We start from the raw sequence: 14,921 nt of genomic DNA on the forward strand, positions 1-14,921 counted from the left end.
CACTCCTTCTCTATATTACCAGTTTAGCAAAAATCTTCTGTTAATTCACATAATTATTCAGCAACGAAAATCGCCATTTTAATAAAACGCAAAAAAAGAAGCCGATCCGCTATTCGGACCGACCACAAAAGGGGGAAATGAGAATGTTGCTGTGTTCAAATATACTATGCCCCGTCTATCAAAAGCTTAAACCTTTTCATTGAAATTCTTTTCTGAAAGCTGTTCGATTTCTTCCAAGAAAGGATTAACTTCATTTGCCGTAACTTCCCCTTGGCCGTACCGAACAAATTCGTATGTGGCAAAAAATCTTTCAGATACCTGCCAACCCATGCGCGATGTCCATTCCCTGACAGTCTCAGAAACGCCGCGGCCATGCCCAGCAGCTTCAGCCTGACGCTCGAACTCACGGTAGACTGCTCGGATATACTGCAAGTCAACCGCCTCTGCATGCGTTTTTTCTTCATATGTTTCGCGTGCAGCCGGTTTTGCGCTATTCATGCCCATCCGTTCAATGAAGACGGGCTGTTCCTTTTCCTGCTTTGATTTTTCAGGTCGCCATTTCTTGAGCCATAGCACCAATGCGGCGGTTATCCCCAATAGCAACGCGGCCAACATCACTTCAACCGGAAAATCGGCTGCTGCCGGCACTGCTGCCAAACCATTTTCTTGCCGTGTTTCTGAAGGTCCCATTTTGTTGATGGTTTCTTGGACTTTTTCTGAACTTGATAAGGCTGACAGCGAAACACCCAATTTCTCCATCAGCCCGGAAAATGGCCAAAGTACCAATTGCAGCAGCCCGCCTGCTGCCGCTCCCGCTCCTTGCCTGGCTTTTTCAGCGATGCTATAGACCAGCAATGCTGAAAGGGCGCTTGCAGCCAGCACAAAGCCTCCAGCTGCAATCAGCTGCGAAAAGCTGATGCCTTCCGGACGGTGCTTCAAATACCGGTAGCACAAACTAAGAAGCACATTCAATACAATTGCCGCAGCGAACAGCGTATACAAGATTCCTTCAGTTTCTTGTTCGGGGTTGAATATTGTTGTGAACATGGCAATCGCAAACAGTGCGACAATCAATAGCATCGGTTTGCTAAGTGCTTCATCGCCATCTTCGCTTCCTGAAAAACGGGTGTGCAGGCGATAAATGGCGGCCAGCATCCCTGCAGCCGCGAGCCACAGCGGAAATCCGATCAGCACTCCGCCAAGTGCGGTGGCTCCAGCGATTGCAGCCGATATCCAAACACTGTATGAAAGCTTTCCAAACAGCAAGAAAGCGGACAACGCGGCGGCAAAACTCAAAATTGGCCAGGACAGCAGCAAAGGATGCAAAGCTTCATCAGTTATAATGACAGCGATAATCGAAATGGCGAAGGCATCCATCCAAAACTTTGAGGCGGCATTAAAACGGCTGCTCATGCACTATCCCTCCCTTGGCGGCTTTCCAATACAGCCAGCTGGGTTCGTTTGCTCCATTTTGCTATTATGTTCCGGATATCGGCCTTTTCATCGGTCAGCACATATGTTGTAGACGGCAGTCCATCATGCCGCTCCAAATGGCTCGCCATTGCAATGAAAGGCATCGTTGAGTGGTCTTTGGATAATATGGATAGCAGTTCCAGTGCTTTCAGCCTCTGCTTTTGCCCTTCTCCAGATGGAAGGTAAAGGTAAGGAACCGACCCTGCTGCACGTATGTTTACAGCCAGCGCGTACGGAATGCCTGCCCGGTAACAACTTTCGATATAAGAAGCTAATTCTTCGGTCCGTTCTTCTAAATTCGGGATTGTCGCGTAATGCGACGCGACGTTCATCGCGAACAGCACCGATTCGTTCGCTACTTGAGTGAAAATTTTGGTCTGGTAGCTTTGCATGCGGGCGCTCGCCTTCCAATGGATATGGTGAAATTGGTCAGTCGGGAGGTATTCCCTTGTGCCCACAGGCTGAAACGGATCATCAAACAACGTGTGATTCAAATTGAAATAGCCGGCTTTTTGGCTGGAAGGCTTGTTATGGAATGGAAAATTCCGCAGCTTCGGATAAACCAATTTTTCCTGCAGCAGCCGGTCCCGGTACTCCAGCAACACATGGCCGTCGCCGAACGGCAATGGGATAGCCAATTCCATTTTTTTCAACCTCGAGAGCCCCCGATGATGGCCTATCACCGGTATCTTCACCTTTATTTTTTCTCTGAAACCGATTGTAAATGGCACATCCACTTCAATCATCTCACCGAACCGTTCGTTATGGCTGTCCGAGGGTTGGACCGCATCCTGAAACCAGATTTTCAACTTTCCTCCCCATATCGGCAATCCTCCATTTTCAAATTCCAATTCCCATTGGGATTCTCCGCCATTCAAGACACGCTGACGCATGAAAACATTGTGGTAGGCGAGTTTTTTTCCTGCCTGTTTTATATAAGCCCATTGCAGGCCAAATACCGCAGTTCCAAACGACAGCACTGCCGCTGATTCATATTGAAGAAACACAAAAGCCATAAAAAGGGCCACGGCCAGCATCCCCAAAATGATGCCCTGCTGCCTGGCGCCTTCTTCATGGCGGATCCAACCCATCTTAAAGTGCCTCAACAGGCATTGGGATGGATTCGGCGATTTCCTTCAGAACTTCCGACGGCTTGGCAATAAGCATCCCTTCACCTGTCAGGAGAAGTCGATGCAAAGCGACAGGCTGCAGTATGTATTTAACATCGTCTGGTGTCACAAATGTGCGCCCTTCGATAAACGCACGGCCCTGCGCCGCATGGACAAGCGCTAACGCTGCGCGGGAACTCAACCCCAGCTCGACCAATGGATGCTTTCTTGTTGCTTGGACCAGCTCGATGATGTAATGCTCGATGTCTTCATGGATCGACACTTTCTTGGCCGCCTGTGTCCACGCCTGAACTTCGCTGATGGAGGCCACGGCGCTGATTTCTTTTTTATGAGATGCGTTTCCCCGGAAATCCCGGATGATCTTCAGTTCTTCCTCGAAACTCGGATAACCGATTTCCAATCGAAATAAAAACCGGTCCAACTGGGCTGCCGGAAGCGGGAAAGTTCCTTGCTGCGACTCCACTGGATTCTGCGTGGCGATGACGATAAACGGATCAGGCAGCTGCAGCGTTTCCCCGTCAATGGTTGCCTGCTTTTCTTCCATCGCCTCAAGTAGGCTCGATTGCGTCCTAGGTGTGGCGCGATTGATTTCGTCTGCAAGAAGCAGGTTCGTCAACACTGCCCCTGGGCGCAATTCGAATTCTTGAGTCCGCGGGTTGAAAAAGCGGATTCCTGTCACGTCCGATGGCAAAACATCCGGTGTGAACTGCAAGCGCTGAAATCCCCCTTGGAAAGATCCGGCAAATGCTTTTGCCATCCATGTCTTGCCTGAGCCCGGAACGCTCTCAAGCAATACGTGCCCTTCTTGAAGCAACGCGATGAGCATGAAATCAATTTCTTTTTCGCGGCCAACAATCAGGCCGTTTAAATGCTGTCTTATTAGCGTTAATTTCTCCATTTTTCATTTCCCCCTATGTATGGCATCTTCTTTTGGCCTTTATGTCATTTCGATGGTTCTTCAGTGTAATTGTAGATCGTTACGCCATGATGGTGGGCGACGCCGCGGTAATGCTTGAAATCTTCACGTGATATTAAAACTTTGCGGAATTCCAGGAAATTTTGTTTCTCGATTGTCAACGATTCTATTGCCCCCATTTTCAATTGATCCAGCAATTCTGTGTAATCTGTCATTTTCCCTTTCCCCTCTCATCTTCGATTCGCTAATCAGCTTCTGCTATAATAATTAAATGGAAGAAAGCATTCAAATCCAGCGGGTTAGCCACCCGTGTTATCATCGGCTATTTCCAAAGAAATGTTAATAACTTCGATTATACAGCATCGTCTGAAGTTGAACATCTTTGGCTTAGCCATTAACTCTATTCAAAACGGCTGTTATCTAGGAGGATATAATATGTTGAATTTTATAAAAGAACATCATTTACTGTTGCTGATTCCTTCAGCTTTCCTGCTATATTTCATAGCGTTTCAAAATACAGCGATTTTTTGGTATATGTACACGTTCGCTTTATTATTGCTCATGTCCTACGCGTTGCTGTTTGCGAAAATTTTCGATGAATTGCCAACGTGGAAGTCGCTGTTGTTCGGGCTCGGCTATGGAACGCTGATTTACGGCCTTATCGCCGGAAGCTATAGAGCGTTGCAATTATTGCCGTTTCCAATTGAAAACGCGTTATCAAACTTCTTGGCGAACTTTGCACCAGTATCCATCTGGCATTATCTTTTATTGATGTTCATTATCGTTCCTGGAGAAGAAATCTTCTGGCGCGGCTATGTCCAGCAAAAATTGAAGAAATATATGCCGATCCCCTTCGCAATCCTAACGTCTTCTGTGCTATTCGGGCTGGCGCTGGGGCTCGGAGGATTTATTCCGGGGATGCTAGCCGGAGCGGCCGCGGGCATTGTTCTTGGTGCTCTCTATGAGTGGAAACGCAGTATGCCTTTATTGATCATCACTCATCTGGTGATGGTAGTCTTGTTGTTTTTGGTGAAACCTTTGCTTTAATTGAAACGCCTTAGACTTATTAAACGTCAACTAGAGGAAAGGGAGGAATTATTATGAAAATAAATAATTTATTTTTAGCCGCAGCGGTATTGTCGGTCGGTGGCCTATTGGCTGCATGCGGAAGTTCTGAGACCGTACAAGAGCCGAATGGGGCTAAAGAAACTCCAGAAGAAACAGACCCGATTGAAGAAACCACAGAAACGCCTGTTGAAACAGAAGAACCAGAAGCGGAAGAAGAGCCTGAAATAGCCGAAGAAGAACCTTCGAAAGCTGAAGCCGAAGGTGAACTTACCAAGAGCGATGAACAGCAGTACGAAATGTACGTTCTGTCTGGCTTTCAATTAACTTCTGAAGAACCTGGCAAAGATGCTTTGCTGTGGGAAGAAGATTCTGCGGTATTCATGCGCATTGAAACTTTTAATAAAGAAGACATTGAATTCGCGCAAGCGGAAGCCGCAATGAAGGAAACGCTGGCAGCTTCAAATCCGGATGCCGAAATAGCTGAAGCCGCAGCTCCACAAGGTGCGGAATTCCTCAACTCCGTTGCTTATGAAATACCCACCGCGGAAGGCAAAGTAACTGGCGTCGTTTATGAAAAAGAAAACCTAATTGTCCGCCTCACCGTTTTTGACAGCACAGCAGTTAATGCCACGGCAGACTTCATCGACATGGGAAGCACAATCGGACGTCCTTAATACACCAAATAAAAAATGCGCACTGGACAAAGTCCGATGCGCATTTTTTATTGTTTTTTTGCTCAGTCTTGCCCGCAGCCGTTAATAGGATAGATCTTTGATCGACAAGCCGAGTTTCTTCATGAGCTCGATTGCCTGATCCTTTTCCTCGCTCGTCAGTGCATTAGTCAATTCATGCAAATTCTTTTCATGTTCTGGAAAAATCTCACTCATAAATTCTTTGCCTGCTGGTGAAATCGCAGCATACGTGACGCGGCGGTCTGTAGGGCAATTCACGCGTGTGATAAAGCCGCGCTTTTCAAGTTTATCAATGACATACGTGATCGAACCACTTGCCAATAAAATCTTCCCGCCTATTTTTTGAAGCGGCTGCTGACCCTTATGGTATAAAAGTTCCAATACCGCAAATTCAGTCGGGTTGACGCCATGTGCCTGAAAAAAATGGTTGGTCTGTTCTGTTATCGCTTTATGCACCCGCGACAAGACGATAAAAAGCTTCAACGACTGTTTCACATCTTCGCTCATAATTAATCCACTCATTTCCGGTTTAAAGATCCTCTTAAAACAATTATATTCTTTTTTTTGGAAAAAGGCACGATTGTTAAGTCTTAGCCTTTATTAGCCGATGATTACACGTTCTTTCGGGTAATGGTACTTCGTTGGGTCAGTCTTGCCTCCGATGGTGAAGAGGAACGAAATCAGGCCGACACGGCCGATGAACATCAATAACATGACAATAACCTTTCCGAAATCGGACAAATCATCTGTTATACCAAGAGACATTCCGCAAGTTCCAAACGCGGATGTTATTTCAAAAAGTATTTCAACTGCCGTCGCATGAGGCTCTGAAATTAACAAGGCCACAGTGGCAACAAGAACCATGAACCCTGCCAAAATGATGACCGCAAATGCCCGGAACACATCTATCAATTCAATTTCCCTGCTGAATATTTGGATGCTGTTCTTGCCTCTTGCAAAATTAATTAAAAATAAGACAGCAATGGCCAATGTTGTTGTCCGGATGCCTCCGCCGACAGAGCTTGGGGAAGCGCCAATAAACATCAATGCGCTCAAAAAGACGTTCGTCGCATCGCTGAAAGTAGTGATATCCATTGTAGTCAATCCGCCTGAGCGGGATGATACCGAATGGAATATGGAAGCAAATAACTTTTCGTGCCAAGACATGCCGGTAAAAGCATTGAAATATTCCAATGCCAGATTGCCGATGCTCCCGACTACCAGCAAAATGCCGAAAGTGCTTGTTGTAATTTTCGTGAACAGTGAAAAACGAAAATTTTTGTTTTTATTGGACAAGAATTCCTTTAATTCGATTAGTACCGGGAAGCCGATTGCCCCTAGAATGATCAAAATCATAGTAATGATCTGCACGAAATAATCATTGAAGTAAGGGGCGAGCGAATTGCCGGTGATGTCGAACCCACCGTTTGTCGTCGCTGATACCGATGCAAATACTCCGTGGAGCAATGCTTCGCTGAATGTATCATAAAACTGTGTAAAATACGACGTCAAAATAATAGCGCCTATCAATTCAATCATCAACAGAATTTTAATGATTTCCCGGATCAGCTTCACGACGCCTGACATACTGAATTGGTTATGATCGACCATAATCAATTGGCGTTCGCGCAATCCGATGCGTTTGCCGACCAACAGCCAGAAGAAGGTGCCGATGGACATGATTCCGATTCCGCCCAGCTGCAAGATGAACATGAGAACGATGATTCCAAACACTGAGTAGGTTTCGGAAATATTCACCACCGTCAATCCGGTAACGCTGACAGCGCTGATGGCTGTAAACATCGTATCCATATATGACAGCCGTACTCCCTCTTGGTGCACATTCGGCAATTTCAACAGCAAAAAGGAAATTGCGATTGCCGCAAAGTAATAAGAAACAATCACTTGGGCCGGAGTTAAATTTTTAATTTTTTGAAACGTGTTGTTCATGGAGTTCATTTCCTTTCGGCCACATTATCCTCTCCCTATTCTATGAAAAGAAAATGCAAAAAGAAAGGGTAAATCACATTTCTTCCAATTAAAAAGAGCAGAAGAATCACTTCTGCTCTTTCTTTTCGTCCACAGCCTTACCTTTAGGCATCTGGGCTTGATTTTGTCCTTGTTGATTCTGTGAATGCTGTGTCACTGCTTTTACCGGTTTTTTAGGCTTTGCGTCTGCCACTTTGGCTTTCTGTTTGACTTGCTTTTGCATTTTTTCTTTTGCCTTCGGCTTCGGTTGGAGCTTTGGCTTCACTTTCTCAGCCGGTTTTTGTTTCTGTTTTTTTGCAGTTTCTATTTCCAGCTTCGAAACTGCAGGCACGCTTCCAGATTGTCCAGTAGAAGCAGGCTTCGCCTTTTTAGGAGGCGTTGGAGCCGATGCCGATTTTCTTTCAACCGCTTTGGTTTTCTGGCTATTTCCGGCAGGCTTTACTTTTTCGGCTTTGGCCGGTGGAACGAATTTTTTTGTTTTCGCAGCGTTCGGTGATTCAATGGTTTTTTTATGCGGCTGTTCTATGGCCTTTTCCTTTTTGACAGGCGCATGCTCTTTGCCGGCTTTAGATTTTGCATCGGGTTTTCCGTGCATCTCCTTGCCCATTGCTTTATTTTTGACACGGGATTGGTTCTTTTCAATTTTCAATGCTTTAATTTCATTATCTACATCTGTTTGTAAATCAGAGCCAGTTCCGGATTGCTCTTCACTCTCAATCGAAGTATAGCTTTCGACTTTCTGTCCGACAGGAATGTCTTCTTCAACTGACTGTTCCCATTGAACAAAAGTCGCTTTTTTCACATGGATATCGATATCCTTTTCTACAGCTGCAGCCGAAGCTGCCAATACCATTTTTTCAAGCTGAGTTCCCGCAGCATCATCGCTTTTTTCAGCAGCAGTGGTAATCGTCACTTTTTCCGTTTCATCCATCACGGAAATAGCGATAGAGCGCTCAATCAGGTTATCCAGCGCTTCACCTTTCCACTCACCCAGTTTGCCGATGAGTTTTTGTCCGCCTTCATCAAGTTCACGAATGGAAATGACGCGAATTTTTTCATCTACGCCAATTTCAATGCTGGAATTCATTTCCAACTGCACATAGGCAAATGCATCTTCAGAAGGAAACAATGCACTTAAAAATAACCCGAGTGTTGCAACAGCTGCAATGGCCGGGGCAAATATTGGCTGCCAATTCCATTTTGATTTTGCGGTTAGCGGATAGAAGGACCCCTCTTCTCCAATTTCAAGCGGTGCAGTTGGACGGCCATGGATAAATCGGCCATCATGCATGAGAAAAACGGAGCGGTTTTTCTTTTGTTCTATATATAAACCTTTTTGGATTCTCCTCAAAACAACCGCTCCTTTAAATAGTCTTTTAAGTAATACAGTTCACTATCGATCAATATTGCCATGGCGATTATGTATTTTCTATTCCGTTCAAGCGTTTTGCGCGAAACCCGAACGAGCTTTTCGATATCTTTGATCGGCAACTTTTTCTTGTCGGTCAGGTAATCGAAAAATTCATCGGTTTCGGCAACTAGCTGAGCAATTTGCATACAGGATTGCCGCGCATCTTCATGGGCGGGAGACACTTTCACCAATTGCTGAAAGTCCAGCCCAAATGGCGCTATAAGCTGCTGATATGCTAGAATCTCTTCTTTTCGCCTTTCAGCCTGCTGCTCTTCCTTGTAAAACTTCTCTGCCTGGCGCCCTTCAATCCAGCCGTTTGAATCTTTTGCATCTGATGCAGCTGTAAAGTCATGGCTGAACTCATTGCGGCCGCTTTCCTTGCGAATAAAATCGATAATACGCCGGCGAATAATCATATGCGCAAATGTCAGAAATGAAGCATTTTTACCTTCTTCATATCTAAGCACCGCTTCGTGGAAAGCGGACAACGCGATGCTGTATTCATCGTCGCTGCTGCTGATAAACCGTTTGCAAACTTGCGAAGCCGTCTTTTTCATAAAAGGTCCATACGATTCGATCAGCTCATTCAACGCATCGGAATCTCCTTGTTGTGCAAGTATTGCTAATTCTTCCGCTGTGCATTTAACATTGCGGCCGAATATTCCGCTGATTGCAGTTATCAGCACGCCGTTCACCTCATCTCTCACCTAACGTTACTATCATTGATTGTAACGGCAGATATTGTAAAAGAAAAGGGGATAACCGCTTATAACAAAGGTATTCGGCTATTATTACATTTTTATGTCGGTAGCATTAAAAAACTATTTCAAGACAAAAAAAAAGACCATCGACCGCCCGGTTGTGCCGGACTTGCCGATGGTCGGAAAAGCACAACAAAAGCGCTTATCCTTCAATCACATTATGCATTTTCTTTTTTGTTTTGGCGCACGGACACAAGTCCGCCTACTACTACAATTCCCATCAATACGGTCCAGAACGTCAACGTCCAAGGAGTTGAGTGCGGGAAGTCGTGAGGCAAAATGCCGACGTTGTCGTGCGACAATGTCATCACAAGGAGTTTTACTCCTACCCATCCAACGATGACAAACGCTGCTGTTTCCAGCTGCGGATATTTCTCAAGCAATTGAACGAATTTGTGGGCTGCGAAACGCATGATGATTACACCAATCAATCCACCGGCAAGCATTACCATGAATTGCCCTGCATTGATTCCCCCGATTTCGTCTATGCCGAAAACAGGCAGATGCGGCAAAGTCACGGCTAGCGCGACAGCTGCAAGCATCGAGTCGATTGCAAACGCAATGTCGGCCAATTCCACTTTCAATACCGTCATCCAGAAACCAGAACCCTTTTTCGGTTCTTTTTCTTCATCCAGGCTCTGGTCGCTATCGCCTTTTCGCTGGTCATAAATACTCTTAATCGAGATAAACAGCAAATATGCTGCTCCTAATGCCTGAATTTGCCAAATGTTCACTAGCAGCGTGATCATGAATAATGCCGCGAAGCGGAACACGAATGCTCCCAGTAAACCGTAGAACAATGCTTTTTTCTGTTGGTCTTTCGGCAAATGCTTGACCATTACGGCCATTACTACAGCGTTATCCGCTGCTAGCAATCCTTCAAGCCCTACTAACACTAATAGGACCCATGCATACTGTAATAATTCTGCTTCCATTTTTTCTCCTCCTGTTTTTTGCCAGCAAAAAAGACCCCTGCCTAAATAAAGGCAAAGGTCTCGCTAAGCAATTAAAATCGCTATCATAACCGATGGGTACTAACCATGTATTGACGATTATGAAATAGGTTTCCCTACAGCTACTCCCCCTTGACTGAACGTCAAAGTGTATTGAGTTGTAATGTTATTATAGCATTATTTTTATTGTTGTAAAACATTAGCGTATGGCAATCCGGTATTTTTTGTCCGTTTTGTGCAATTCGTAAAACCGGATCATCTGCGGCATCGTCTCCAGGAAATCGGCGCACTGGATACCACTTCCCTTTAGCAGCCTTTGAGCTTCCGAAGCATCAAATGACGCCTGCCAGGTCATATAGTCCAAAGTTTCTTTTTCCACTCCAAGAAATTTGCGGACCGGAGAAACCGACAGAGACCATTCAGCCAACCGATGCGGCAGACGGGCTTTCGGCATTTTGCCGGTCATTTCATTGACCATCTTGCGGTAGACTTCCTCGACCGGATGCGGATTCGGATCCGTCAGGTGTACAGTTTTTCCTGCAGCTTCCGGCAGCAAACTCAAGTAGATGCTGGCATCCAGTATGTAATCGATCGGCACCACATTGATGTAAGTCGAGGACTTTCCTAGATACGGGATTAACGGAAGTTTGCGCACTTTGTCGATCATATTCAGAAAGAAATACGGCCCATCGAACTTCACAGTCTCACCGGTAACTGAATGTCCTCTGACGATGCCAGGACGAATGATAGTGACCGGAACTTTCTCCTTCAGGCTTTCGGTAAGAACTTCTGCTTCGAACTTTGTTTCTTCATAAAAGTTCTTAAATTTTTCCGGCCGGATCAGTTCATGTTCATAGAGCTTCCCTTGTCTTGAACCCGCTACATATGCGGTGCTGAAATAGACATAGCGCTTCAGCTTCGGAATGGATCGCACGAAGTTATTGACATTTGCTGTGCCTTCCACGTTCACTTTCCAAGCCGCCTGCCTGGGCACTGCCAAATCATAAATTGCGGCCAAATGCCAAAAAATCACTTCTTGCTTTCTTAGGTATTCGGCGTCTTCAGCAGACAGCCCCAACCCCGCCTTGGTTATATCGCCTGAGATTAAACGAATCGGCCGGCAGCTGGTTTCCTGCTGGATTTTTTTCGCTTCCTGCTCAGCTTTCTCTATCTCCGATGGCAATACTATTGCTGAAATTCCATGTTCCTCATCCACCGATCTTCGGATAAGCTGGCTTGCGATAAAACCTGGAAATCCTGTAAAAACAACTTCAGACATGATCGACACCTCCTCTCCATGATTATACATAATATTCCAACATAAAAGAAAATAAAAAAAGAGCCCGAAGGCTCATCTTTTATTCAATCTTCTCGTTTCCCGATCAAAAAGGCTGTAAACAATCGGCACGATGTATAAAGTCAGGAAAGTGGAGCTGATTAACCCGCCGATAACGGTGATTCCCATCGGCTGGTTGATTTCAGTTCCTTCACCGATGCCAAGTGCCAATGGCAGCAGGCCGAGAATGGTCGTCAATGCCGTCATCAGAATCGGCCGCAGGCGATCGCGCACCGACGTAAGGATGGCTTCATATGACTCCATGCCGGCTTCTTTCCGCTGGTTGATGTAATCGACGAGGACAATGCCGTTGTTGACGACAATCCCAACGAGGACGAGCATCCCGATGACGGCAGTGATGCTGATCGGCGTCCCTGTGATTAACCAGGCAATCGCTACGCCTATAACCATGAGCGGCACAGTGAACATGATAACGAGTGGATATTTGAATGATTCGAACTGCGCTGCCATAACGATGTAGACAAGCACAACCGCGAGCACTACTGCGAGCAGCATGTCGTTGATGGCATTATCAAAAAGTTCACGGTCCCCGCCGAACGAAATAGACGTATTGTCATCTAGGTTGAGGCCTTCGAGCACTCCGTCCACTTTATCCGACATATCGCCGAGAGTAACATCGGATCTATGCTGCAGCGTAAACGACACGCTGTCCGCCTGATCGACCCGTTTGATGTCGACCGGCCCTTGTGAAATCTCAATATCTGCCAGTTCCTGGAGTTCAAGGAATTGGCCGGAAGGCGCACGTAATTTCAGCACCTCCAATTTATCGACACTGTCGCGGAATTGCGGATCCAACTCCGTAAAGACGCTCAAAACTTCGTCTTCTTCCGTCAAGACCTGCGTCGTCAAAACCCCTCTGGTCAAATTATTGACTGTTTGGGCTATTTGCGCTGGAGCCAAGCCGTTTTCAGTAGCCGCTTCTTTTTTGACGATAAGCTGTATTTCTTCGACCGTTTCTTCACGGTCATTGGTCAATTCAGTCACTTCCGGCACTGCGCGAAGCTCGCTGCTGATTTTTTTGATCGCTTCATCGAGCCTCGCTTTATCGGTATCGGTCACCGTGAATGACAGCGTATTCGGCGAAGATCCAGCCGCCGTCTGCAAATTAAAACTGACTTCCGCCTGCTCCCCTATCTTTTCCAGGACGCGCGGTTGGACATCGTCCACGAAGTCGAACACCGACCTGCTTCGTTCATCCAACGGAATCAATTTAATGTAAAGTTCAGCGATATTGGTCTGTGCCGTCCCTTGTGCCTGTCCCTGCTGGGTGCTTCCGACCAGGCTCACATAAACATCAACTTCCTCTTCCTTTTTCAGCTCTTCTTCTATCATGTCCACCACTTCATTTGTCGCGGCAGTGGATGAACCATTTTCAAGCTCGACTGAAACTGTGACGAAGCCTTCATCAGTAGCGGGCAGGAATTCCGTCCCTACTTGGAACGCGCCGAACGTAGCCACTCCAAGAAGCACCAATGTCGTCAGCAAAACAATTAGCCGATGCGATAGAGACCACTTGATGGAACGCTCAAAGTTTTTCAGCCCCTTCGATCGGCGCTGCCTTGCTTCAATATTGCCTTTCGGTTTATCAAGCATCCTTGATGCCAACATCGGGATGACTGTTAAAGCGACGGCCAAGCTGGCAAATAAGCTGAAGGAAATCGTAACCGCAAATTCAAAGAAGATTTCGCCGATCAAGCCTGTAATGAAAACGACTGGAACAAAAACCGCGACGGTCGTCAACGTCGAAGCGATGATTGCGCCCCCTACTTCTTTCGTCCCTTCCGATGCTGCCTGTTTCGGATTTTTGCCCATCGACAAATGGCGTTCAATATTTTCGATGACCACAATGGCATTATCCACGAGCATGCCAATGCCGAGAGCCAACGCGCCAAGCGTCATGATATTCAATGCAAAGTCGGAAAAATACATCAGAACAAATGTGACGATGACGGAGTAAGGGATTGCCACACCGATGATGATCGGACTCTTGATGCCGCGCAGGAAAAAGAACAACACCAGCATCGCAAAAATACCGCCATATATTAACGTTTGACCAATATTGCCAACAGCCAGTTTCACGTAATCGCCCTGATCAAAAAGGACATCCGTCTCGACGCCTGCAAAACGTTCTTCTTGAAGTAATTCGTCAAGTTTATCTTGGAACGCTTCGGAAACATCTGCGGTGTTCGCACCGGATTCCTGCAATGCCGACAAGAGAACGGCGGGTTCTTCGTTAGCTCTTGTTTCACTGCTGAGCTCTTGTTCACCAAGTGTAACTTCCGCCACATCGCCGACAGTCACATTGCCGCCGTCCATTGGGTTCACGGTGACAACCAAATCCCGGATTTCGTCTTCGCTGGCCAGCGAACTGAGGACACGTGTCGTTAATTGGCGGCCGTCGTCTGTCTGAATCGGTTCACCTGGCAAGGATATATTATTAGCTTGGATAACTTGGACAATATCAGATTGCTGTAAGCCCTTTTCTTCCAACAGTTCCTGATCCAAGGAAATGAGAATCTGTTCGGTCAGTGAACCGGAAATGTTGACACTGGCGACGCCTTCCGTCTGAAGCAATTCCGTCTCCAGCTCTTCAGCCAGAACGCGGACATCTTCTCCGCCTTCAGCTGCTCGAACCGCTAATTGAATGACAGGAAATTGAGATGGGTCGAATTTAAAAAATTGCGGTTTATTGGAGTCGTCCGGAATCGGGGTCTGGTCAATACGCTGCATGATATCCGTCTGGACATCATCAATACTCGTCGACCAGTCGAATTCCAATAAAATGAAGTTGGAGCCTTCTTCTGAAGAAGATTGCAGGGATTCAATTCCCGGCAAAGTCGATAAACTTGCTTCAAGCGGCCGTGTGACTTTTTCACTGACTTCTGTCGGACTGGCACCAGGATAATCGGTCACGACCACGCCAATCGGCGGATTCAGTTCAGGAATTAATGTGACCGGTATTTTGAAAAATGAAACGGCCCCCAAAATAATGATCAAAAACATGATGACAATGGTGAAAACCGGTCTCTTTATCGAAAAATCGCTTATTTTCATAAACTCATACCCTCTCTTTACCTCGTGCTTTAATCATAAAAAAAAAGAAATAGAACCGCAAACTTAAATGGCTTCCGCCACACTTTTGTCACCACTGTGCATATTGGCGATAAAAAA

At 46.1% G+C, this 14,921-nt stretch carries 13 protein-coding genes; 2 read left to right on the top strand and 11 right to left on the bottom strand.

What is annotated here, in order from left to right; genetic code table 11:
- Positions 1-186 precede the first annotated feature (186 nt).
- Genes AC4EHJ_RS05655 through ykzS form a run of 4 tightly spaced genes read right to left on the bottom strand, consistent with a single transcriptional unit; the run spans position 187 to position 3,734 of the window.
- Entirely contained in the window at positions 187-1,413 is a 1,227-nt protein-coding gene (locus tag AC4EHJ_RS05655) for a DUF4129 domain-containing protein (protein WP_490974590.1), read from the bottom strand.
- Positions 1,410-2,564 carry a DUF58 domain-containing protein gene (locus AC4EHJ_RS05660; RefSeq protein ID WP_490974591.1) on the bottom strand — a complete coding sequence of 385 codons (1,155 nt, stop codon included), beginning with the start codon at positions 2,562-2,564 and terminating at the stop codon, positions 1,410-1,412. The genes AC4EHJ_RS05655 and AC4EHJ_RS05660 overlap by 4 nt, the downstream gene beginning before the upstream one ends.
- A gap of 1 nt (position 2,565) precedes the next feature.
- A complete protein-coding gene (locus tag AC4EHJ_RS05665; protein ID WP_490974592.1) occupies positions 2,566-3,501 on the bottom strand; it encodes an AAA family ATPase in 936 nt (311 codons plus the stop codon).
- Positions 3,502-3,545: 44 nt separating this feature from the next.
- Positions 3,546-3,734, bottom strand: coding sequence for a protein YkzS (gene ykzS / locus AC4EHJ_RS05670; RefSeq protein ID WP_490974593.1), 189 nt, complete (start codon positions 3,732-3,734; stop codon positions 3,546-3,548).
- A 220-nt stretch (positions 3,735-3,954) separates the two neighbouring features.
- Between ykzS and AC4EHJ_RS05675 the strand changes: the two genes are divergently transcribed.
- Together AC4EHJ_RS05675 and AC4EHJ_RS05680 are read left to right on the top strand one after the other, a co-directional pair.
- Positions 3,955-4,566 carry a CPBP family intramembrane glutamic endopeptidase gene (locus AC4EHJ_RS05675; protein WP_490974594.1) on the top strand — a complete coding sequence of 204 codons (612 nt, stop codon included), beginning with the start codon at positions 3,955-3,957 and terminating at the stop codon, positions 4,564-4,566.
- A gap of 53 nt (positions 4,567-4,619) precedes the next feature.
- A complete protein-coding gene (locus AC4EHJ_RS05680; RefSeq protein ID WP_490974595.1) occupies positions 4,620-5,261 on the top strand; it encodes a DUF8580 domain-containing lipoprotein in 642 nt (213 codons plus the stop codon).
- An 81-nt stretch (positions 5,262-5,342) separates the two neighbouring features.
- Here AC4EHJ_RS05680 and AC4EHJ_RS05685 read toward each other — a convergent pair whose 3' ends face one another.
- The 7 genes from AC4EHJ_RS05685 to AC4EHJ_RS05715 form a co-directional block, all read right to left on the bottom strand.
- Positions 5,343-5,786 (bottom strand): MarR family winged helix-turn-helix transcriptional regulator, encoded by a 444-nt coding sequence (locus AC4EHJ_RS05685; RefSeq protein WP_490974596.1) that lies wholly within the window; start codon positions 5,784-5,786, stop codon positions 5,343-5,345.
- 93 nt (positions 5,787-5,879) lie between these two features.
- A complete protein-coding gene (locus AC4EHJ_RS05690; protein WP_490974597.1) occupies positions 5,880-7,229 on the bottom strand; it encodes a TrkH family potassium uptake protein in 1,350 nt (449 codons plus the stop codon).
- 106 nt (positions 7,230-7,335) lie between these two features.
- Entirely contained in the window at positions 7,336-8,619 is a 1,284-nt protein-coding gene (locus AC4EHJ_RS05695; RefSeq protein WP_490974598.1) for an anti-sigma-I factor RsgI family protein, read from the bottom strand.
- The gene (gene sigI, locus AC4EHJ_RS05700) at positions 8,616-9,365 is read right to left on the bottom strand and encodes an RNA polymerase sigma-I factor (protein ID WP_490974599.1); all 750 of its coding nucleotides are present in this window, start codon (positions 9,363-9,365) and stop codon (positions 8,616-8,618) included. Before sigI ends, AC4EHJ_RS05695 begins: the two co-directional genes overlap by 4 nt.
- A gap of 233 nt (positions 9,366-9,598) precedes the next feature.
- On the bottom strand, positions 9,599-10,375 hold the full coding sequence (locus tag AC4EHJ_RS05705) for a TerC family protein (RefSeq protein ID WP_490974600.1): 777 nt from the start codon (positions 10,373-10,375) through the stop codon (positions 9,599-9,601).
- Between the two features lie 217 nt (positions 10,376-10,592).
- The gene (locus tag AC4EHJ_RS05710; protein WP_490974601.1) at positions 10,593-11,672 is read right to left on the bottom strand and encodes an SDR family oxidoreductase; all 1,080 of its coding nucleotides are present in this window, start codon (positions 11,670-11,672) and stop codon (positions 10,593-10,595) included.
- Between the two features lie 72 nt (positions 11,673-11,744).
- A complete protein-coding gene (locus AC4EHJ_RS05715; protein WP_490974602.1) occupies positions 11,745-14,804 on the bottom strand; it encodes an efflux RND transporter permease subunit in 3,060 nt (1,019 codons plus the stop codon).
- Positions 14,805-14,921 lie beyond the last annotated feature (117 nt).

It is taken from the genome of Planococcus sp. TJ-301, from assembly GCF_058268475.1.

What these genes read in the sequence shown, in the direction of transcription:
- AC4EHJ_RS05690 (WP_490974597.1), bottom strand. Translation starts at nt 7,229, where the DNA reads ATGAACAACACGTTTCAAAAAATTAAAAATTTAACTCCGGCCCAAGTG.
- AC4EHJ_RS05705 (WP_490974600.1), bottom strand. Translation starts at nt 10,375, where the DNA reads ATGGAAGCAGAATTATTACAGTATGCATGGGTCCTATTAGTGTTAGTA.
- AC4EHJ_RS05675 (WP_490974594.1), top strand. Translation starts at nt 3,955, where the DNA reads ATGTTGAATTTTATAAAAGAACATCATTTACTGTTGCTGATTCCTTCA.
- AC4EHJ_RS05710 (WP_490974601.1), bottom strand. Translation starts at nt 11,672, where the DNA reads ATGTCTGAAGTTGTTTTTACAGGATTTCCAGGTTTTATCGCAAGCCAG.
- ykzS (WP_490974593.1), bottom strand. Translation starts at nt 3,734, where the DNA reads ATGACAGATTACACAGAATTGCTGGATCAATTGAAAATGGGGGCAATA.
- AC4EHJ_RS05665 (WP_490974592.1), bottom strand. Translation starts at nt 3,501, where the DNA reads ATGGAGAAATTAACGCTAATAAGACAGCATTTAAACGGCCTGATTGTT.
- AC4EHJ_RS05685 (WP_490974596.1), bottom strand. Translation starts at nt 5,786, where the DNA reads ATGAGCGAAGATGTGAAACAGTCGTTGAAGCTTTTTATCGTCTTGTCG.
- AC4EHJ_RS05660 (WP_490974591.1), bottom strand. Translation starts at nt 2,564, where the DNA reads ATGGGTTGGATCCGCCATGAAGAAGGCGCCAGGCAGCAGGGCATCATT.
- AC4EHJ_RS05715 (WP_490974602.1), bottom strand. Translation starts at nt 14,804, where the DNA reads ATGAAAATAAGCGATTTTTCGATAAAGAGACCGGTTTTCACCATTGTC.
- AC4EHJ_RS05655 (WP_490974590.1), bottom strand. Translation starts at nt 1,413, where the DNA reads ATGAGCAGCCGTTTTAATGCCGCCTCAAAGTTTTGGATGGATGCCTTC.
- AC4EHJ_RS05680 (WP_490974595.1), top strand. Translation starts at nt 4,620, where the DNA reads ATGAAAATAAATAATTTATTTTTAGCCGCAGCGGTATTGTCGGTCGGT.